Annotated in this window: 15 protein-coding genes and 1 pseudogene; 3 read left to right on the top strand and 13 right to left on the bottom strand. The window is 66.3% G+C overall.

Features of this window, described 5'->3' with window-relative positions; all coding sequences use genetic code 11:
* Positions 1-21: 21 nt before the first annotated feature.
* From CBM2594_RS02500 to CBM2594_RS02485, 4 genes are all read right to left on the bottom strand, one after another.
* The gene (locus CBM2594_RS02500) at positions 22-1098 is read right to left on the bottom strand and encodes a branched-chain amino acid ABC transporter permease (RefSeq protein ID WP_116355462.1); all 1077 of its coding nucleotides are present in this window, start codon (positions 1096-1098) and stop codon (positions 22-24) included.
* Between the two features lie 24 nt (positions 1099-1122).
* Positions 1123-2037, bottom strand: a complete 915-nt coding sequence (locus tag CBM2594_RS02495) for a branched-chain amino acid ABC transporter permease (RefSeq protein ID WP_116355461.1) — start codon at positions 2035-2037, stop codon at positions 1123-1125.
* Between the two features lie 186 nt (positions 2038-2223).
* Positions 2224-3186 (bottom strand): ABC transporter ATP-binding protein, encoded by a 963-nt coding sequence (locus tag CBM2594_RS02490; RefSeq protein ID WP_116355460.1) that lies wholly within the window; start codon positions 3184-3186, stop codon positions 2224-2226.
* Between the two features lie 31 nt (positions 3187-3217).
* Positions 3218-5176 carry an AMP-dependent synthetase/ligase gene (locus tag CBM2594_RS02485; RefSeq protein WP_116355459.1) on the bottom strand — a complete coding sequence of 653 codons (1959 nt, stop codon included), beginning with the start codon at positions 5174-5176 and terminating at the stop codon, positions 3218-3220.
* Between the two features lie 281 nt (positions 5177-5457).
* On the opposite strand from CBM2594_RS02485, the gene CBM2594_RS02480 reads away from it, so the two are divergent.
* Entirely contained in the window at positions 5458-6126 is a 669-nt protein-coding gene (locus CBM2594_RS02480) for a Crp/Fnr family transcriptional regulator (RefSeq protein ID WP_116355458.1), read from the top strand.
* 1 nt (position 6127) lies between these two features.
* Complete coding sequence (locus CBM2594_RS02475) at positions 6128-6550, top strand: DUF3293 domain-containing protein (protein ID WP_116355457.1); 423 nt, start codon at positions 6128-6130, stop codon at positions 6548-6550.
* A gap of 204 nt (positions 6551-6754) precedes the next feature.
* On the opposite strand, the gene CBM2594_RS02470 is transcribed toward CBM2594_RS02475, so the two are convergent.
* The 6 genes and pseudogenes from CBM2594_RS02470 to CBM2594_RS02445 form a co-directional block, all read right to left on the bottom strand.
* Complete coding sequence (locus tag CBM2594_RS02470) at positions 6755-7084, bottom strand: hypothetical protein (RefSeq protein ID WP_116355456.1); 330 nt, start codon at positions 7082-7084, stop codon at positions 6755-6757.
* 131 nt (positions 7085-7215) lie between these two features.
* Positions 7216-7988 (bottom strand): annotated as a pseudogene (locus CBM2594_RS02465) (virulence RhuM family protein).
* Between the two features lie 443 nt (positions 7989-8431).
* Entirely contained in the window at positions 8432-9334 is a 903-nt protein-coding gene (locus CBM2594_RS02460; protein WP_373457578.1) for a 3-hydroxybutyryl-CoA dehydrogenase, read from the bottom strand.
* Positions 9331-9768 carry an HIT family protein gene (locus tag CBM2594_RS02455; protein ID WP_116355454.1) on the bottom strand — a complete coding sequence of 146 codons (438 nt, stop codon included), beginning with the start codon at positions 9766-9768 and terminating at the stop codon, positions 9331-9333. Before CBM2594_RS02455 ends, CBM2594_RS02460 begins: the two co-directional genes overlap by 4 nt.
* A 154-nt stretch (positions 9769-9922) precedes the next feature.
* Positions 9923-13213: a fused isobutyryl-CoA mutase/GTPase IcmF gene (icmF, locus tag CBM2594_RS02450; RefSeq protein WP_116355453.1), complete on the bottom strand. Its 3291-nt coding sequence runs from the start codon at positions 13211-13213 to the stop codon at positions 9923-9925.
* Positions 13214-13470: 257 nt separating this feature from the next.
* Positions 13471-13809: a DUF2917 domain-containing protein gene (locus tag CBM2594_RS02445; RefSeq protein ID WP_116355452.1), complete on the bottom strand. Its 339-nt coding sequence runs from the start codon at positions 13807-13809 to the stop codon at positions 13471-13473.
* 204 nt (positions 13810-14013) lie between these two features.
* Between CBM2594_RS02445 and CBM2594_RS02440 the strand changes: the two genes are divergently transcribed.
* A complete protein-coding gene (locus CBM2594_RS02440; protein WP_116355451.1) occupies positions 14014-15420 on the top strand; it encodes an aminotransferase-like domain-containing protein in 1407 nt (468 codons plus the stop codon).
* A 19-nt stretch (positions 15421-15439) separates the two neighbouring features.
* On the opposite strand, the gene CBM2594_RS02435 is transcribed toward CBM2594_RS02440, so the two are convergent.
* The 3 genes from CBM2594_RS02435 to CBM2594_RS02425 all read right to left on the bottom strand — a co-directional run bounded on the left by CBM2594_RS02435 (position 15440) and on the right by CBM2594_RS02425 (position 18896).
* A complete protein-coding gene (locus tag CBM2594_RS02435) occupies positions 15440-16837 on the bottom strand; it encodes an amino acid permease (RefSeq protein ID WP_116355450.1) in 1398 nt (465 codons plus the stop codon).
* A gap of 174 nt (positions 16838-17011) precedes the next feature.
* Positions 17012-17362, bottom strand: a complete 351-nt coding sequence (locus CBM2594_RS02430; protein ID WP_116355449.1) for a VOC family protein — start codon at positions 17360-17362, stop codon at positions 17012-17014.
* A 16-nt stretch (positions 17363-17378) separates the two neighbouring features.
* Positions 17379-18896: a CoA-acylating methylmalonate-semialdehyde dehydrogenase gene (locus CBM2594_RS02425; protein WP_116355448.1), complete on the bottom strand. Its 1518-nt coding sequence runs from the start codon at positions 18894-18896 to the stop codon at positions 17379-17381.
* Between the last annotated feature and the right edge of the window lie 46 nt (positions 18897-18942).

Raw genomic sequence — 18942 nt, 5'->3', positions numbered from 1 at the left:
GTAACACAGGCACCCCTCCCGTCAATGAGGGAACGGCCACAGCCTCAGCTTCTCCTTGGCGATCTGCCACAGCCGGGCCAGCCCGTGCGGCTCCACGATCAGGAAGAAGATGATCAACCCGCCGAACACCATCAGCTGGATGTGCGACACGGTGGCATTGGTAAAGGGCAGGTGCAGCAGCGCGGCCAGCGGCGGCAGCACGTTGTCCAGGAAGATCGGCAGCAGCAGGATGAAGGCGGCGCCGAGGAACGAGCCCAGGATGCTGCCGACGCCGCCGATGATGATCATGAACAGCACGCGGAACGACAGGTCCAGCGAGAAGCCGTCCGGCTCGACCGAGCCCAGGTAGCAGAACGCGTACAGCGCGCCGGCCACGCCGCAGTAGAACGAGCTGACCGCGAACGCCAGCAGCTTGGTGCGCATCAGCGGGATGCCGATCACCTCGGCCGCCACATCCATGTCGCGCACCGACATCCAGGCGCGGCCGGTGGCCGAGCGCACCATGTTCTTGGCCGCCAGCGCCAGCACCGTGACGATGGCCAGCACGAACAGGTACTTCTTCACCGGAGTGTCGATGGCGTAGCCGAACAGGTCCAGCCGCTGCGCCGTGATCACGCCCGACGAGCTGTTGTTGGAGAACCAGGGGAACTTGGTCAGCGCCCACACCACGAAGAACTGCGCCGCCAGCGTCGCCACCGCCAGGTAGAAGCCCTTGATGCGCAGCGACGGCAGCCCGAACGCCACCCCCACCAGCGCCGCCGACAGGCCGGCCAGGATAAAGGTCAGCAGCACCGGCATGCCTTCGATGCGCAGCTGGAAGTTGTAGGCCGCATACGCGCCCACCGCCATGAACGCCGCGGTGCCCAGCGACAGCTGGCCGGCATAGCCGGTCAGGATATTCAGCCCCAGCGCCGCCAGCGAGAAGATCAGGAACGGGATCAGGATGGCCGAGAACCAGTATTCCGACCCGACGAACGGGATCGCCACGAAGGCGACCGCCATCAGCACCGCAAAGCCGATGCGGTCCTGGCGGATGGGGAAGATCTGGCTGTCGGCGACGTAGCTGGTCTTGAACTGGCCGGCTTCACGATAAAACATGGCAACTCTCCTGTGCGAAGTCGGTCAGACGCGATCGATATGTTTTTCGCCGAACAGCCCCTCGGGCCGCACCAGCAGGAACAGCAGCGCGAACACATACGGGAACCAGCCTTCGATGCCGCCGAAATTCCCGCCGAACATCGACTGGAACACCGGCGGGATATAGATCTCGGCCAGCTTCTCCGACGCGCCGATGATCAGCCCGCCGACAATCGCGCCCGGCACCGAGGTGAAGCCGCCCAGGATCAGCACCGGCAGCGCCTTCAGCGCGGTCAGCGTCAGCGCGAACTGCACGCCATTGCGAGAGCCCCACAGCATGCCCGCCACCAGCGCGACGAAGCCCGCCACGCCCCAGACGATGGCCCAGATGTTCTGCAGCGGAATGCCCAGCGACAGCGCCGCCTGGTGATCGTCGGCCACCGCGCGCAGCGCTCGCCCGACCTTGGTGTACTGGAAGAACAACGCCAGCGATCCCACCAGCACGCCGGCGATGGCCGCCGCGGCGATGTCGAACTTGGACAGCACGATATTGAAGTTGGTCAGGATCGACTCGATCGGCTCGTCGACGATGCCCAGGTTGATCGGGCGCACTTCGTTTCCGAACAAGAGCGGCCCCAGCCCTTCCAGGAAGAACGACAGCCCGATGGTGGCCATGAACAGCGTGATCGGCGGCTGGTTGACCAGCTTGCGCAGCACGAAGCGCTCGGTGCTCATGCCGACCAGGATCATCACGACGAAGGCGCCGATCACCGCCGCCCACATCGGCATGCCCTTGTCCATCAGCCCCACCACCGCCAGCGCGGCAAAGTAGACCATCGCGCCCTGGGCAAAGTTGAACACGCCCGAGGCCTTGTAGATCAGCACGAAGCCCAGCGCCACCAGCGAGTACATCAGGCCCGACAGCAGCCCGCCGATCAGGATTTCAAAGAAGAACGTCATGGTTTGCCTTTGCTTGCCTAACAGCTGTGTTCACGCCCAGGGTGTTCCTCCCCTCTCCCGCTTGCGGGAGAGGGGTTGGGGGTGAGGGCAGGGAGCCTCCACGAAGTGAAACGCTGGTGGTACTGCCCGCGCCTGCCCTCACCCCCGGCCCCTCTCCCGCGCGCGGGAGAGGGGAGCACACCGCCCTCAATGGGAAGTCCCGAGGTACGCCTTGATGACATCGGGATTCGCCTTCACTTCCTCCGGCGTCCCATCGCCAATCTTCTTGCCGTAATCCAGCACCACCACGCGGTCCGAGATATCCATCACCACGCCCATGTCATGCTCGATCAGCACGATGGTGGTGCCGAACTGCCGGTTCACGTCCAGAATGAAGCGGCACATGTCCTGCTTCTCTTCCACGTTCATGCCGGCCATCGGTTCGTCGAGCAGCAGCATCGACGGCTCGGCCGCCAGCGCGCGCGCCAGCTCCACACGCTTCTGCAGGCCATACGGCAGGCGCCCCACCGGGGTCTTGCGGATCGACTGGATCTCGAGGAAATCGATCACTTCCTCGACCTTCTGGCGATGGCGCATCTCTTCGTTGCGCGCCGGCCCCCACCACAGCGCATGCGCAAACAGTCCGGTGCGGAACTGCGTGTTGCGTCCGGTCATGATGTTGTCCAGCACCGTCATGCCCTTGAACAGCGCGATGTTCTGGAACGTGCGCGCAATGCCCTGGCGCGCCGCGGCGGTCGGGTGCATCTGCTTGCGTTCCTCGCCGCGGAACACGATGCGTCCCTGCTGCGGGTGGTAGACGCCGTTGATCACGTTGAGCATCGAACTCTTGCCGGCGCCGTTCGGGCCGATGATGGCGCGCACCTCGTGCTCGCACACATCGAACGAGATATCGGTCAGCGCCTTGACCCCGCCGAACGACAGCGAGATATGCTGCAGGTCCAGGATCACCTCGCCGCCGGTGCGCGCCTGTTCGCCGGTGCGCTGCGCATGGCGCGTGCCGGGATGCACGCCGCTGTCTTCCGCCAGCCCCGTCGGGGGCAGCGGGCCGGCGGGCGCCATCGCCCCGCCACCGCCGGCGCCGCTCGCATCGGTGCGTGCCGCCGCGCTCCATTCGCGCTTGCCGGCACCTTGCCAGGCCACTTGCGTCATATTGCTGCCTCCACCTGTGCTCTTATGGTTCCTATGCCGCGCGTGCCGCTACCGGCAGCCGCCTGGCATCCATCAGCTTCAGCGTGGCCGACACGCTGCCCTCGCGCCCGTCTTCGAACTTGACGCGCGTCTCGATGTACTGCTCGGACTTGCCCGCATAGAGCGCTTCCACCAGCACGCCGTATTTCTCGGCGATAAAGCCGCGCCGCACCTTGCGCGTGCGGGTCAGCTCGTCGTCGTCCGGGTCCAGTTCCTTGTGCAGCACCAGGAAGCGCGCCACCTGCGACCCCGCCAGCATCGGGTCGTTGGCCAGGTCGGCATTCACCTGGTTCACGCACTCGCCGATCATCTCCAGCACGTCCGGCTGCGCGGCCAGGTCGATATAGCCCGCGTACGGCAGGTGGCGGCGCTCGGCCCAGTTGCCGACCGCCTCGAAGTCGATATTGATGAAGGCGCAGACCTTGTCGCGATCATTGCCGAACGCGACCGCTTCCTTGATGTACGGGAAGAACTTGAGCTTGTTCTCGATGTACTTGGGCGCGAACATCGAGCCATCGGCCAGCTTGCCGACGTCCTTGGCGCGGTCGATGATCTTCAGGTGGCCGTCGGCATCGATCACGCCGGCGTCGCCGGTCATGAAGTAGCCCTCGTCGTTGATGGCCTCGCGGGTGGCGTCGTCGCGCTTGTAGTAGGACTTGAGCAGGCCCACGCCGCGCACCAGCACCTCGCCGTTGTCGGCGATGCGGATCTCCATGCCGGGCGCGGCCGGGCCCACGGAATCGAACTTGACCTTGCCGTCGGGCTGCAGGCAGACATAGGCGCAGGTCTCGGTCTGGCCGTAGAACTGCTTCAGGTTCACGCCGATCGAGCGGTAGAAGCGGAACAGGTCCGGGCCGATCGCCTCGCCCGCGGTATAGGCCACGCGGATGCGGCTCATGCCCAGCACATTGCGCAGCGGACCGTAGACCAGCACCTCGCCCAGTGCATAGCGCGCGCGGTTCGCGAGCGACACCGGCTGGCCGTCGAGGATATCGGTGCCGCAGCGCTTCGCCACGTCCATGGCCCAGTGGAACAGCTTGCGCTTGATCCAGCCGGCATCCTCCATGCGGATCATCACCTGCGTCAGCAGCCCTTCATAGATGCGCGGCGGCGCAAAGTAATACGTGGGGCCGATCTCGCGCAGGTCGGTCATCACCGTTTCGCGCGATTCCGGGCAATTCACCGTGAAGCCCGCCACCATCGCCTGCGCATAAGAGAACAGGTTGTCGCCGACCCACGCCATCGGCAGGTAGGACAGCACGTCGTCGTCGGCGCTGAGCTTGTCGAAGGCGCAGCCGTTGCGCGCCGAGCCGATCAGGCCATGGTGAGAATGGCACACGCCCTTGGGCTTGCCGGTGGTGCCCGACGTATAGAGGATGATCGCGGTGTCGTCGGGCTGACCGGCGGCGATGGCCTCGTCATAGAAGCCCGGGTGGGCCTGGTCGAACTCGCGCCCCAGCTCCTGCAGGCGCTCGTAAGACATCAGCGACGGATGGTCGTAGTCCGTCAGGCCGCGCGGGTCTTCGAAAATGACGTGGCGCACGGCGCGGCCGGACTCGGCCAGCTGCGCTTCCACTTCCAGCAGCTTGTCGACCTGCTCCTGATCCTCGACGATGGCGAACTCGATCTCCGCATCGTTGAGCACATAGACCATCTCGTTGGCGATGGCGTCCTGGTACAGCGGCACCGGCACGCCGCCCAGCGCCTGCGCCGCGGTCATGGCCCAGTACAGGCGCGGACGGTTGTCGCCCACCACCGCCAGGTTCATGCCGCGTTTGAAACCGAGCGCGGCCAGACCACATGCCAGCGCCCTCACCTGCTGTGCCGCCTGGGCCCAGCTGTATGTCTGCCAGATGCCGAGATCCTTCTCGCGATACGCCGGATGCTCCGGCCGCTGCTGGGCGTGCGCCAGCAGCCATCGCGGGAAGGTCGTCGCCGACGATTCCTGCATCGCTGTCTCCTGTCCCTCCGGCGTGGGGGTCCACGCCCGGTGTCAAGCGCCGGTCCGGTCGTTATACTTGGCTTGCTTTGCCCGGCGGCATCTGCCGCATCGCATCAAGCCAGTCTGTGCCTTGTCTTGGAGGGGCCGGGGAAAGCGTCTTCTGCCTTCCCGGCGTGCCCCTGGTGGCACCCGCGGTTCCGTTGTGATCGTACGATAGCCCATGCCAACACCCCCAGTTGTCACGCCGGTGACAATTCCGGGTTAATCCCTACCGGAGCATTCGAGAGGCCATGCTGAACGATTTTGTCGACCGCTGCGTGTGGGCCGCGGACCTGAGCCCCGAGCAACGCGAACGCGTGCGCCGCGCCATGTTCGTGCACGAGTACAGCCAGGGCGACTACGTCTGCCACAAGGGCGACAAGGCCGAGCACTGGCTGGGCGTGCTCGAAGGCATCGTCAAGATCACCACGGTGTCGCCGTCGGGCAAGTCCGTCACCTTCACCGGTGTGCCCACCGGCGGCTGGTTCGGCGAAGGCGCGGTGCTGAAGTCGGAGATCCGCAAGTACGACGTGATGGCGCTGCGCCGCTCGACCATCGCCTTCCTGCCGCGCGACACTTTTCAGTGGCTGCTGGATACCAGCCTGCCGTTCTCGCGTTTCCTGCTGACGCAGTTCAACGAGCGCCTGGGGCAGTTCATTGCGGCGGTGGAATACGAACGGCTGCTCGACATCGATTCACGCGTGGCGCGCGCGGTGTCGTCGCTGTTCAACGAGCATCTGTATCCGGGCATCGGCAAGACGCTGGAGATCTCGCAGGAAGAAATCGGCCTGCTCGCCGGCATCTCGCGCCAGCGCGCCAACCAGGCGCTCAAGGTGCTGGAACAGCAGGGGCTGGTGCGAGTGGACTACGGGGTGATCGAGGTGCTCGACCTCGAAGGACTGCGGCAATACGGAGAGTAGCGTGGCCAGCGCCATCGACGACGCAACCTTGCAGGCGTATCGCGAAACGCACTACCGGGTGCTGGGCGACATGCCGATGACCTTGCGCATCGACCAGCCCAGCGCGGCGCTGGCCGCGCTGCACCGCGCGCTGGGCGTGGAATGCAGCGCCTTCATCACCGCTGCCAATCCCTTCAGCCAACGCTGCGACGATGCGGCCAACGCGCGCCGCCAGCAGGCACTGGCGCAGGATGTGGTGCAGATGGGATGGCGGGCGATCGATGCGCTGGGCGCGCATCCGTCCAACGGCTGGCCGGCGGAGCCGAGCTTCCTGGTACCCGGACTGTCGCTGGCGGATGCCCGGATGCTCGGCGAGAAATACCAGCAGAACGCGGTGGTGTGGAGCGGCGAGGATGCGGTGCCGCGGCTGGTACTGCTGCGCTGAATATTGCTGCCGCCCGCCTGCCGGGATTGATCCCGCCCCACGCTCTTTCGCTCACCGATTGCGTGCTCCCTCTCCCGCTCGCGGGAGAGGGCTGGGGTGAGGGCCGGGCGCGTCAACGAAGTCAGGCGTTTGCAGTATGCAAAGGCCTGCCCTCACCCCCTGCCCCTCTCCTGCAGGCGGGAGAGGGGAGCAAACCGCCAGCATTCAGTGGCCGTGTCCGTGGTGCCCGTGGCGCCCATGGTGGCGGTAGTAGTGGTGACGATGATGGTGGTGCCGACGGTGGTGGTGATGTCGATGCCGCCACTCACCACGCCCATACCAGCGCCGGCCGTCCCAATACCGGTCGCCATGCCAGCCGTGATAGCGGGGCGCATACACCACGGGGGGCGGCGGCGCCACATAGACCGGCGCCGGCGCGGCATAAACCGGTGTGCCAATGTGCACCCCCACATCCACATGCGCCATCGCCGAACGCGCCGCCAGCAGGGACATGACGCCGGCGAGCAGCGCTGCAAAAAGTACCGGATGAGCCATGATGCGGTGTTGTCGTAATCGGAATGGGTGCACTCTACCGCGCATTCCTGTTACTGGATGCGGCGGTTTGTTTCGGTATATAACGCGGTGTAAGTGGGATTACAGCGAGCCTGGGAACAGTGCGATGGTGCTCACCGCTTTTTGACGATGGCACCGTCAAGCTGCTGCTCGAGGCGTTCCAGCGCTGCCACATCCTCAGCGTCTGCGGCCTGCCGCTCGGCGTCGCGCCGCCTGACTTCGAATTCGGTATAGCGCTCCAGCGCCAGACGCTCTGCCACCTGCGCAGACACCTTCCCGGCATGCGTCAATACCTCGCGCTCGTTGAACGCCAGGAATGCATCCAGCTTGTCCGACCATTCCTGCATGGTCATCGGCTTGCGACGCAGCGCCATGTTTTCGGCGTAGTCCAGATACATCACCACGATGCGGTTGAGCGCGTCGACTTCCGGCTGCTGCAGGTAGTTCTTGGCAACCCCCACGTCGCCCTGCCGCACCCGGCCGCCCCTCCAGCTTGTGAGCCCATATTCGGCTGGTTGGGGTCTGATCGGGCTGCAATCAGTTCCGCGGCGGTGTGGCCGGTGATGGCCCACAGCATCTTGTTCTGGGTCCGGGCGAAAAAGCGCTGCGCCTGTTCGGTGGTGCCGTCGTAGTCGACGGCGGTCGCGTAGATATCGCGGATCTTCTGGTAGAAACGCTTTTCGGACGCCCGGATATCCCGGATGCGCTGGATCAGCTCATCGAAGTAATCCCAGCCGCCCGGTTCCTTGAGCCGTTCGTCATCCATGACGAAGCCCTTGACCAGGAATTCACGCAGGTGCGTGGTGGCCCATTGGCGGAATTGGGTGCCGCGATGGGAGCGAACCCGGTAGCCCACTGCCAGGATCATGTCTAGGTTGTAGAGCATGGTTCGGTAGTTCTTGCCGTCGGAGGCAGTTGTAAAGTTTTGCTTTACAACTGAATCCTCCGCCAACTCGCCATCGGCCAAGACGTTTTTGATGTGCTGGCCGATGTTTTGCTTCGAGGATGCGAACAACTCTGCCATCTCCAGTTGCGACAGCCAGACCGTCCCTCCTTCCGCCCGCAACCGAATCCGCGCCCCGCCGTCCTCCGTGGTGTACAAAATGAGTTCGCCAGTACTCATAAGCGGGATTCCTCTGCCAGTTCCTTGATCGCGTTATCGCGAACGACCCCATAGACTACCCGAAGGCATCGCCCGGTTTGTTTCGGATTGTGCCGATACCGTGTCGAACGGCGCCACAAACAAAAAAGGCCGGCGCTGACCCAGGTCCAGCCGCCGGCCCCACTCAGACAAGACCTTCCCGCTAACGGGGCCGGTCCCGGTCCGACTTACTTGCTATACACGTACACCCCACGCCCGGTCTTGCGCCCCAGGTAGCCAGCGGCCACCATCTCGCGCATCAGCATCGCCGGCCGGTACTTCGGATCGGCGAACTCGGTGTACAGCACTTCCATCACCGCCAGCATGGTGTCCAGCCCGATCATGTCGGCCAGCGCCAGCGGGCCGATCGGGTGGTTGCAGCCCAGCTTCATGCCTTCGTCGATCTCTTCCGGCGAGGCCAGGCCTTCGCCCAGCACGCAGAAGGCCTCGTTGATCATCGGGCACAGGATGCGGTTGACGACGAAGCCCGGGTTGTTCTTGACGGTGATCGGGTACTTGCCGAGTTGCTTCGACAGATCCTCGACGGCGGCGTGCGTGGCGTCGCTGGTCTGCAGGCCGCGGATCAGTTCGACCAGCGCCATCACCGGCACCGGGTTGAAGAAATGCATGCCGATAAAGCGGTCGGCGCGCGCGGTCACGGCGGCGAGCTTGGTGATCGAGATCGACGAGGTGTTCGACGCGATGATGACGTTGTCGCCGACGATGCCGTCGATCTGCTTGAGGATCTTGACCTTGAGGTCGTAGTTCTCGGTGGCGGCCTCGATCACGATGTCGGCGGCCTTGAGGTCGTCGTACGCGGTGCTGCCTTTGATGCGCGCCAGCGCGTCGGCCTTCTGCGCCTCGGTCAGCTTTTCCTTCTTGATCAGCCGGTCCAGGCTGCCCGACACCGTCGCCACGCCCTTCTGCACGGCGGCGTCGCTGATGTCGACCATCACCACGTTAAGACCCACCACTGCGCAGGCCTGGGCGATGCCATTGCCCATGGTGCCGGCACCGACGATGCCTACAGTCTTGATTGCCATCTTGTCTTCCTCTGCTTGCTTGGTTGAATGCTTGGATGCGTGGTTCAGGGCGCCTGCTCGCGCAGCGCCGCGATGATGCGCTCGGCATGGCCCTTGAGCACTTCGGGCTCCTGCATGTCGCGCGCGTGGCCGCGCAGCGACTGGTCGTTGTAGCGCGGCACGATGTGGAAATGGATGTGCGGCACGGTCTGCCCGGCCGCGGCGCCGTTGAACTGGCCGATCGAGATGCCGTCGGGATTGAACGCCGCGCGCACCGCGCGCGCCACGCGCTGGGTGGCGACGATGGCGGCCTGGGCGCCGCGCTCGGACAAGTCGAACAGGTTGACCGCGGCTTCCTTGGGCACCACCAGCGTATGGCCGTCGGCCTGCGGCATGATGTCCATGAAGGCGATGGTGTCGTCGTCCTCGTACACCTTGATGCATGGCATTTCGCCGCGCAGGATCCTGGCAAAGATGTTGTTCGGGCTGTACTGGGTGTCCATGGTCTTGTGTTGCGGTGGTCTCGGGATTTGTTGCCGCCAGGCGCCGGTTTGCGCTGGCCGGTGATGACGGTGCGGCGCAGCATCCGAGTGTAACGCAGGGCGGCCCTTGCCGCGGCCGCCCTGCGCGATTACCGGTCAGCGCGTGGACCGGGGTCTACATATTGCGGCGATACTGCCCGCCGACCTCGAACAGCGCATGCGTGATCTGCCCCAGCGAGCAAACCCGCACCGCGTCCATCAGCACCGCGAACACGTTCTGGTTGTCGATCACGGCCTGGCGCAGCCGCTGCAGCATCGCCGGCGCTGCGTCGGCATGCGCCTGCTGGAATGCCTGCAGGCGCGCCAGCTGACTCTGCTTCTCGGCTTCGCTGGAACGCGCCAGTTCCAGCTTCTGCGGCACCGGGTCGCCGTCCGGATTGCGGAAGGTGTTCACGCCGATCAGCGGCAGCGTGCCGTCGTGCTTGAGCTGCTCGTAGTAGAGCGATTCCTCCTGGATCTTGCCGCGCTGGTAGCCGGTTTCCATCGCCCCCAGCACGCCGCCACGCTCGGCGATGCGCTCGAACTCCTGCAGCACCGCCTCTTCCACCAGGTCGGTCAGCTCCTCGATCAGGAAGCTGCCCTGGTTGGGGTTCTCGCACTTCGCCACGCCCCATTCGCGGTTGATGATCAGCTGGATCGCCAGCGCGCGCCGCACCGATTCGCCGGTGGGCGTGGTGATGGCCTCGTCGTAGGCGTTGGTGTGCAGCGAGTTGCAATTGTCGTAGATCGCGATCAGTGCCTGCAGCGTGGTGCGGATATCGTTGAAGTCGATCTCCTGCGCATGCAGCGAACGGCCCGAGGTCTGGATGTGGTACTTGAGCTTCTGGCTGCGCTCGTTGGCGCCGTACTTGTCGCGCATGGTCACCGCCCAGATGCGGCGCGCCACGCGGCCCAGCACGCTGTACTCGGGATCCATGCCGTTGGAGAAGAAGAACGACAGGTTGGGCGCGAAGTCGTCGATATGCATGCCGCGCGCCAGGTACGCCTCGGCGTAGGTGAAGCCGTTTGAAAGCGTGAACGCCAGCTGCGAGATCGGGTTCGCGCCGGCCTCGGCGATGTGGTAGCCCGAGATCGATACCGAGTAGAAGTTGCGCACCTGGTGGTGCACGAAGTACTCCTGGATGTCGCCCATCACCTTGAGCGAGAACTCGGTGGAGAAGATGCAGGTGTTCTGGCCCTGGTCTTCCTTCAGGATATCGGCCTGCACCGTGCCGCGCACGTTCTGCAGCACCCAGGCGCGGATCTTGGCTTCCTCGTCGGCGGTGGGGTCGCGGCCGTTGTCGGCGCGGAACTTGTCGAGCTGCTGGTCGATGGCGGTGTTCATGAACATCGCCAGGATGGTCGGCGCCGGGCCGTTGATGGTCATCGACACCGAGGTGCTCGGGCTGGTCAGGTCGAAGCCGTCGTACAGCACCTTCATGTCGTCGAGCGTGGCGATCGACACGCCCGAGTTGCCGACCTTGCCGTAGATGTCGGGGCGCACATGCGGGTCTTCGCCGTACAGCGTGACCGAGTCGAACGCGGTCGACAGGCGCTTGGCGTCCATCCCCTCCGACACCAGCTTGAAGCGGCGGTTGGTGCGGAACGCATCGCCCTCGCCGGCGAACATGCGGGTCGGGTCTTCGTTCTCGCGCTTGAAGGCGAACACGCCGGCGGTGTAGGGGAAGCTGCCGGGCACGTTCTCGCGCATCAGCCACTTCAGCACCTCGCCGTCGTCCTCGAAGCGCGGCAGCACTACCTTGCGCACCTTGGTGCCCGACAGCGTGGTGGTGACCAGTCCGGTGCGGATTTCCTTGTCGCGGATCTTCACCACGTATTCGTCGCCGCTGTAGGCCTCCTGCATCTGCGGCCACATCGCCAGCAGCTTGCGTTCGACCTGGCCCAGCGCGCTGTCGCGTTCGGCGGCCAGTGCGTCGAGCGCGGCAACGTCGCCCTGCGCGGCTTGCAGCATGCGGCTCGATTCCCGCAGTTGCTGGCGCTCGCGCGCAATGCGGCTCTGCTCGGCCACGCGGCGGTGGTAGCCGCGCACGGTGTCGGCCAGTTCCGCCAGGTAGCGGCTGCGCGCCGGCGGCACGATCACGTTCTGGCCGGTGGAGATGCGCCCGGACAGCGCCGGCAGCATGCCGGGCTGCACCTGCAGCCCGCGTCCTGCCAGCGCCTCGCGCAGGCCCTGGTACAGCATGGTCACGCCGTCGTCGTTGAAGCGCGACGCCTGGGTGCCGTAGACCGGCATGTCCTCCGGCTTGCCATGCCATTGCTCGCGGTTGCGCTGCACCTGCTTGGCGACGTCGCGCCAGGCGTCCTGCGCGCCCTTGCGGTCGAACTTGTTGATGGCGACGAAGTCGGCAAAGTCCAGCATGTCGATCTTCTCGAGCTGGCTGGCGGCGCCGAACTCGGGCGTCATCACGTACAGCGACAGGTCGACGTGCGGCACGATGGCGGCGTCGCCCTGGCCAATGCCCGAGGTCTCGACGATCACCAGGTCGAAGCCCGCCACCTTGCACGCGGCGATCGCGTCGGGCAGCGCCTGCGAGATCTCGGAGCCCGCCTCGCGCGTCGCCATCGAGCGCATGAAGATGTTGGGATGGTTGATCGCGTTCATGCGGATGCGGTCACCGAGCAGCGCGCCGCCGGACTTGCGCCGCGACGGGTCGATCGAGATCACGGCGATCGACAGCGCATCCTGCTGGTCGAGCCGGAAGCGGCGGATCAGCTCGTCGGTCAGCGATGATTTGCCGGCGCCGCCGGTGCCGGTGATGCCCAGCACCGGGATCGATGCCGCGGCTGCTTGCGAGTGCATCGCCTGCACCAGCGCCGGGTCGGCCTTGCCGTTCTCCAGCGCGGTGATCAACTGCGCCAGCGCGCGGCGGTCGCCGGCGGCGACCGGGTCGAGCGTGGTGGGCGCGTAGCGGCTCAGGTCGAGGTCGCAGCGCTGCACCATGTCGGCAATCATGCCGGCCAGGCCCATGCGCTGGCCGTCCTCGGGGCTGTAGATGCGCGCCACGCCGTAGGCCTGCAGCTCGCGGATCTCGTCGGGAACGATCACGCCGCCGCCGCCGCCGAAGACCTGCACGTGTTCGCCGCCCTTGTCGCGCAGCAGGTCGACCATGTACTTGAAGTACTCGACATGGCCGCCCTGGTAGCTCGAGATGGCAATGCCCTGCGCGTCTTCCTGCAGCGCCGCGGTCACGATCTCTTCGACCGAGCGGTTGTGGCCGAGGTGGACCACCTCGCAGCCGTGCGACTGCAGGATGCGGCGCATGATGTTGATCGAGGCATCGTGGCCGTCGAACAGCGACGCCGCGGTGACGAAGCGCACCTTGTTGGCCGGGCCGGTGCCTGGCGCGGCCGGCTTGGGCTGGGGCGCACCGCGGCGCACATCATGGACATCGGAAAGGTCGGTCATTGTCTCCACCGTCTCTGGTGTTTGGCTGCCACCGCGGCATGCGCTGTCGTGCAGTCTGTGCCGCTCTGGGTCGGCTGGGCGGCAGGCGCGCGGGCTGGGCCCCGGGATCCGGGGCCGATCGATTATATGACGTTGACGTTAACGTAAAGCAATGGGGCGGAACCCCGAGGACGGGCGCCTCCGTGCTTATAGAGTAGGCGCCGCCGCCAAGCAAAAGGCCACCCGCAGGTGGCCTTGTCAGGTAAAAAGCAGGCCGCTCAGGCCCACATCCTCGGGCATTCGCCAAAGGCGTCGGTGCTGTGCTCCTCGACCCGATGCCGCAGCGCGCGCAGCCACGCCAGCAAGCGCCGCAGCGACCACGGCGCCGGCACCTGCGCCAGCGTGAAGCGCGCCCCCGCGCCGTCGCCCGACAGCCACACGCGGTAGCCCTCGGGCAGCGCCAGTTCGTCGCCCGGCGCCAGCCAGATGTCGTGGGGATGGCCTTCCACCGTCACCCACAGCTGGCCCGCCACCGCGCAGACGGTCTGCCCGTAACCGGCGCGCCAGCTTACCGGCAGTCCGGGTTGGTCGAGTTCGAAAGTCCGTAGTTCGCGCATGTTGCACTCCTTGTCAGCCCGGCGGTGATCGCGGGTGCCGGGCCATCCAGGGGATGTGGATGCCGGCGCCCTCCTCCGCCACGCTTCCATTATTCGCATCCCTCACTACAATCCCATGTACAGTTGTGAACAGTTTTCGATGAACTGTTCAGTAGTTTTTCCTGACAGTTGCGCCCTCGCCAGCCTTCGCCGGCCGTCCTCCCCATGAAACTCATCTTAGATGCTTCCACCGGAATTCCACTGACCGAGCAGATCGTCGAAGGGGTGAAGGCGTGGATCGGCAACCGCGAGGCGCGCCCGGGCGCACGGCTGCCGTCGATCCGGCAACTCGCCGCGGAAAACGGCATCAGCCGCTTCCCGGTGATCGAGGCCTATGACCGGCTGGTGTCGCAGGGGCTGCTCGATTCGCGCCAGGGCTCGGGCTTCTATGTGGCGGACAGCCCGCTGGCAGGGCGCTCGGCGCGCGGCTGGTCGGACCCCAGCCTGGCCGAGGACCTGTCCGACCATATCCTGGAGCAGTTCAACCACCCCAGCGGCACGCTCAAGCTGGCGGGCGGCTTCGTCCCCGAGAACTGGCGCGATGTCGAAGGGCTGACGCAGGCGATCCGCGCGATCTCGCGCAACGAGATCGACAGCGTAATCCACTACGCCACGCCGATGGGGCATCCGGAGCTGCGCCGCCAGGTGCTGCTGCGCGTGCGCCAGCTGGGCATCGCCGCGGAGCTGCCGCAAGTGCTGATCACCACCGGCGCCAGCCAGGCGCTGGACCTGGTGGTGCGCCACCTGCTCAAGCCCGGCGACACGGTGTTCGTGGAAGACCCCGGCTACTACAACCTGTTCGGCCTGCTGCGGCTGCACGGGGTGCAGCTGGTGGGCGTGCCGCACACGCCCGACGGCCCCGACCCCGACGCCACCGAAGCGCTGCTGCGCCAGCACAAGCCCAAGCTGTTCTTCACCAACAGCGTGCTGCAGAACCCGACCGGCTCGACGCTGGCGCCGCCGGTGGCGTTCCGGCTGCTGGAGCTGGCGCGCCGGCATGGCTTCCGCTTTGTCGAGGACGATATTTTCTCGGACTTCCAGACCCATTTCACCGACCGGCTGGCGACGCTGGACCAGCTCGAGCACGTGATCTACATCGGCGGCTTCTCCAAGACGGTGTCGGCGTCGCTGCGGATCGGCTACCTGGTGGCCGACAAGGCGCTGGTCAAGGACCTGGTCGACGTGAAGGTGCTGACCAGCGTGGCCGGCTCGCACTTTGCCGAGGCGGTGACCGCGGCGCTGCTGGAGCGCGGCGGCTACCGCAAGTATGTGGAGCGGCTGCGGCTGCGCGTGCGCGAGGCCGTGGCCGGCGCGGTGCGCCAGCTGCACGGCAATGGCTGGGAGGTGTTCTGCCAGCCGTCCGGCGGCAACTTCCTGTGGGCGCGCCCGCCGGGCATCGCGGATTCGCGCGAGCTGGTGACGCTGGGCGAGGAGTACGGCGTGACGCTGGCGCCGGGCAACTACTTCCGCCCGGGCGGCGAGACCTCGGCGTGGATCCGCATCAACGCCGCCTATGCCAACGAGCCGCGCGCGGTGGCGTTCATGAAGGCAGCCGCCGAACGCGGCGGCTGAACCTGGCCACCGAGCCGGCTCAGCCGCCGTGGTTATGCAGCACGGCATTGCGCCGCGCATAGGCGAAGTAGATCACCAGCCCCACTGCCAGCCACACCAGGAAGGCAATCCACGTCAGCGCCTGCAGGTGTGCCATCAGGAACAGGCAGAAGCCGATCGACAATAGCGGCACCACCGGCACGCCCGGGCAGCGGAACGCGCGCGGCAGTTCGGGCCGGGTCTTGCGCAGCACCAGCACCGCCACCGAGATCAGCGTGAAGGCGGCCAGCGTGCCGATATTGATCAGCTCGGCCAGCACGTTCAGCGGCACGAACGCGGCAATCGCGGCAAACACGATGCCGACGGTCCAGGTGGCGAAATACGGCGTCGCATGCACCGGATGCACCGACGACAACCGCTCGGGCAGCAGCCCGTCGCGCGACATGGCGAAGATCACGCGGGTCTGGCCGTAGGTCATCACCAGGATCACCGTGGTCATGCCCAGGATTGCGCCCAGGTCGACGAAGCCCGCCACCCAGTTCTCTCCGGCAAACTGCAGCGCCAGCGAAACCGGATGGTCGACGCCGGCAAACCTGGCGAACGGCACGATGCCGGTCATGATCGCCGCCACCACCACGTACAGCACCGTGCAGACCGCCAGCGAGCCGATAATGCCGATCGGCAGGTCGCGGCGCGGGTTGCGGACTTCCTCGGCCGCCGAGGTCACGGCATCGAAGCCGATAAACGCGAAGAACACCAGCGCCGCCGCATTGAAGATGCCGGCAAAGCCGAACGGCGCGAACGGCTGCCAGTTGGCCGGCTGCACGTGCCACACGCCCACCGCGATAAACAGCAGCACCACGCCGATCTTCACCGCCACCATCAGGTTGTTGACGCGCGCCGACTCGCGCACGCCGTAGGAGACCACCCAGGTGATGGCCAGCATGATCAGGCACGCCGGCAGGTTCAGCACGGTCTGCACCCCCGGCACCGAGCCCGGCGCCGCGCTCAGCGCCGCCGGCAGCTTCATGCCGAAGCCCGCCATCAGCGACTGGAAATAGCCCGACCAGCCCACCGACACCGCCGACGTCGCCAGCCCGTATTCCAGCAGCAGGTCCCACCCGATCATCCACGCGACGATCTCGCCCAGCGTGGCGTAGCTGTAGGTATAGATCGACCCCGACACCGGGATCGCCGAGGCAAACTCCGCGTAGCACAGCGCGGCAAACCCGCACGCCAGCGCCGCGATCACGAACGACACCGTCAGCGCCGGCCCGGCGGTCAGCGCGCCGGTGCCGGTCAGCACGAAGATGCCGGTGCCGATGATGGCGCCGATGCCCATCAGCACCAGGTCGACCGGACCCAGCACTTTCTTCAGGCCGTCATCGCGCGCGACGGCCAGCATCGCGTCGATGTCCTTGGTGCGGAACAAGCTCATTCAGACTCCCTGCAACGGTGGCCGGGTCCGCGGCGGCAACGCGCGGGCCCGGAAAAAAGGGCGGTAGTGTACGACGAGGCCCGGGCGCATACATCACTTGCGCCAGGCCACCGCGTTGCAGGAATGATAGGAAAGCCAGGCCGGGGCGGCACTGACGACCGACAAGGCACGCCCTCAGGCGTGCGCGAGGATATTGACCAGTTGCCCGAACGGATCGCGCACGAAAAAGCGCCGCACGCCCCACGGCTCGTCGGCCGGGCCGTATTCCACGGCAAAGCCGGCGGCCACCATGCGGCGGTGGGCTTCGTCGACATCGTCGACTTCGATCGACAGCGCGGGCACGGGCGTGCCGTTGCCGCCTTCCACGGCAAAGCTGACCTGGGTCCGCGCCGCGGCATCGCTGCCGTAGGTGCGGATCCAGCCGTGGTCCATCAGCAGGTCCAGGCCCAGCACCTCCTGGTAGAAGACGCGGGCCTGGCCGGGATCGGCGGTGCCGATGTTGGCGACGATGCGGTTGACCTTCATGCCCCGGCTGCGGCGCTTACTTCGCCACCGGCATGGTGAACTCGGCGCCCTTGGCGATCGAGTCCGGCCAGCGCTGCATCACGCTCTTGTAGCGCGTGTAGAAGCGCACGCCCTCTTCGCCGTAGGCATGGTGGTCGCCGAACAGCGAGCGCTTCCAGCCGCCGAACGAATGCCACGCCATCGGCACCGGGATCGGCACGTTGATGCCGACCATGCCCACCTGGATCTGCCGCGCGAACGCGCGCGCGATGCCGCCGTCGCTGGTGTAGCAGGAGACCCCATTGCCGTACTCGTGCGCGTTGATCAGCGCCACCGCCTCGGCAAAGTCATGCACGCGCACCACCGACAGCACCGGGCCGAAGATCTCCTCCTTGTAGATGGTCATGTCCGGCTTGACGTGGTCGAACAGCGTGCCGCCGACATAGAAGCCGTTCTCGTGGCCATCGACCTGGTGGCCGCGGCCATCGGTGACCAGCGTTGCGCCCTCTTCCACGCCCTTGGCAATGTAGCCCTCGACCTTGGCCTTGTGAACAGCGGTCACCAGCGGCCCCATTTCGGCATCGGCCTCCATGCCGTTGCGGATCTTCAGCGCGCGGGCGCGCTCGGCCAGCCGCGGCACCAGCCGGTCGGCGACATCGCCGACCGCCACCGCCACCGAGATCGCCATGCAGCGCTCGCCCGCCGAACCATAGGCGGCGCCGATCAGCGCATCGACGGCCTGGTCCAGGTCCGCATCGGGCATCACCACCAGGTGGTTCTTGGCGCCGCCCAGTGCCTGCACGCGCTTGCCGTGCTTCGTCCCTTCCGTGTAGATGTACTCGGCAATCGGCGTCGAGCCGACGAACGACAGCGCCTGCACGTCGGGGTGCGCCAGCAGCGCATCGACCGCTTCCTTGTCGCCCTGGACCACGTTGAACACGCCGTCGGGCAGGCCGGCCTGGCGCAGCAGATCAGCGATCAGCAGGCTCGGCGACGGGTCGCGCTCGGACGGCTTGAGCACGAAGGTATTGCCGCACGCCAGCGCCACCGGGAACATCCACATCGGCACCATCACCGGGAAGTTGAACGGCGTGATGCCGGCCACCACGCCCAGCGGCTGGCGCAGGTTCCAGTTGTCGATGCCGCCGCCGATGTTGTCGGTGAAATCGGTCTTGAGCAGGTTGGGGATGCCGCAGGCGAACTCCACCACCTCGATGCCGCGCGTGACTTCGCCCTTGGCATCGGTGAACACCTTGCCGTGCTCGCGCGTGATCAGCGCGGCGAGGTCGTCGTGGTGCTGGTCCAGCAGTTCCTTGAATTTGAACAGGATGCGCGCGCGGCGCAGCGGCGGGGTGTCGGCCCAGGCGGGGAACGCGGCCTTGGCGGCGGCCACGGCGTCGGCCACGTCCTGCGCGGTGCCCAGCGCCACGCGTGCGCTGACTTCGCCGGTGGCGGGGTTGAACACATCCGCCTGGCGCTGGCCGCCGGCGCGGCGCACGGTGCCGCCGATGAAATGATGGATTTCGGCCAGTTGCCGGTTTTCTGCGATGCTCACTTGGGGTTTCCTTCGAGGGCCGGGGCACGCAACACAGCGCGCCCGG

Origin of the sequence: Cupriavidus taiwanensis, assembly GCF_900249755.1 — a bacterium.
Classification (GTDB): domain Bacteria; phylum Pseudomonadota; class Gammaproteobacteria; order Burkholderiales; family Burkholderiaceae; genus Cupriavidus; species Cupriavidus taiwanensis_D.
The sequence above is the reverse complement of the archived record's forward strand: the minus strand, read 5'-3'. Positions and strand labels throughout refer to the sequence as shown.

Coding starts and splice junctions, on each gene's coding strand:
- CBM2594_RS02500 (WP_116355462.1), bottom strand. CDS start 1,098: ATGTTTTATCGTGAAGCCGGCCAGTTCAAGACCAGCTACGTCGCCGAC.
- CBM2594_RS02495 (WP_116355461.1), bottom strand. CDS start 2,037: ATGACGTTCTTCTTTGAAATCCTGATCGGCGGGCTGCTGTCGGGCCTG.
- CBM2594_RS02490 (WP_116355460.1), bottom strand. CDS start 3,186: ATGACGCAAGTGGCCTGGCAAGGTGCCGGCAAGCGCGAATGGAGCGCG.
- CBM2594_RS02485 (WP_116355459.1), bottom strand. CDS start 5,176: ATGCAGGAATCGTCGGCGACGACCTTCCCGCGATGGCTGCTGGCGCAC.
- CBM2594_RS02480 (WP_116355458.1), top strand. CDS start 5,458: ATGCTGAACGATTTTGTCGACCGCTGCGTGTGGGCCGCGGACCTGAGC.
- CBM2594_RS02470 (WP_116355456.1), bottom strand. CDS start 7,084: ATGGCTCATCCGGTACTTTTTGCAGCGCTGCTCGCCGGCGTCATGTCC.
- CBM2594_RS02455 (WP_116355454.1), bottom strand. CDS start 9,768: ATGGACACCCAGTACAGCCCGAACAACATCTTTGCCAGGATCCTGCGC.
- icmF (WP_116355453.1), bottom strand. CDS start 13,213: ATGACCGACCTTTCCGATGTCCATGATGTGCGCCGCGGTGCGCCCCAG.
- CBM2594_RS02445 (WP_116355452.1), bottom strand. CDS start 13,809: ATGCGCGAACTACGGACTTTCGAACTCGACCAACCCGGACTGCCGGTA.
- CBM2594_RS02440 (WP_116355451.1), top strand. CDS start 14,014: ATGAAACTCATCTTAGATGCTTCCACCGGAATTCCACTGACCGAGCAG.
- CBM2594_RS02435 (WP_116355450.1), bottom strand. CDS start 16,837: ATGAGCTTGTTCCGCACCAAGGACATCGACGCGATGCTGGCCGTCGCG.
- CBM2594_RS02430 (WP_116355449.1), bottom strand. CDS start 17,362: ATGAAGGTCAACCGCATCGTCGCCAACATCGGCACCGCCGATCCCGGC.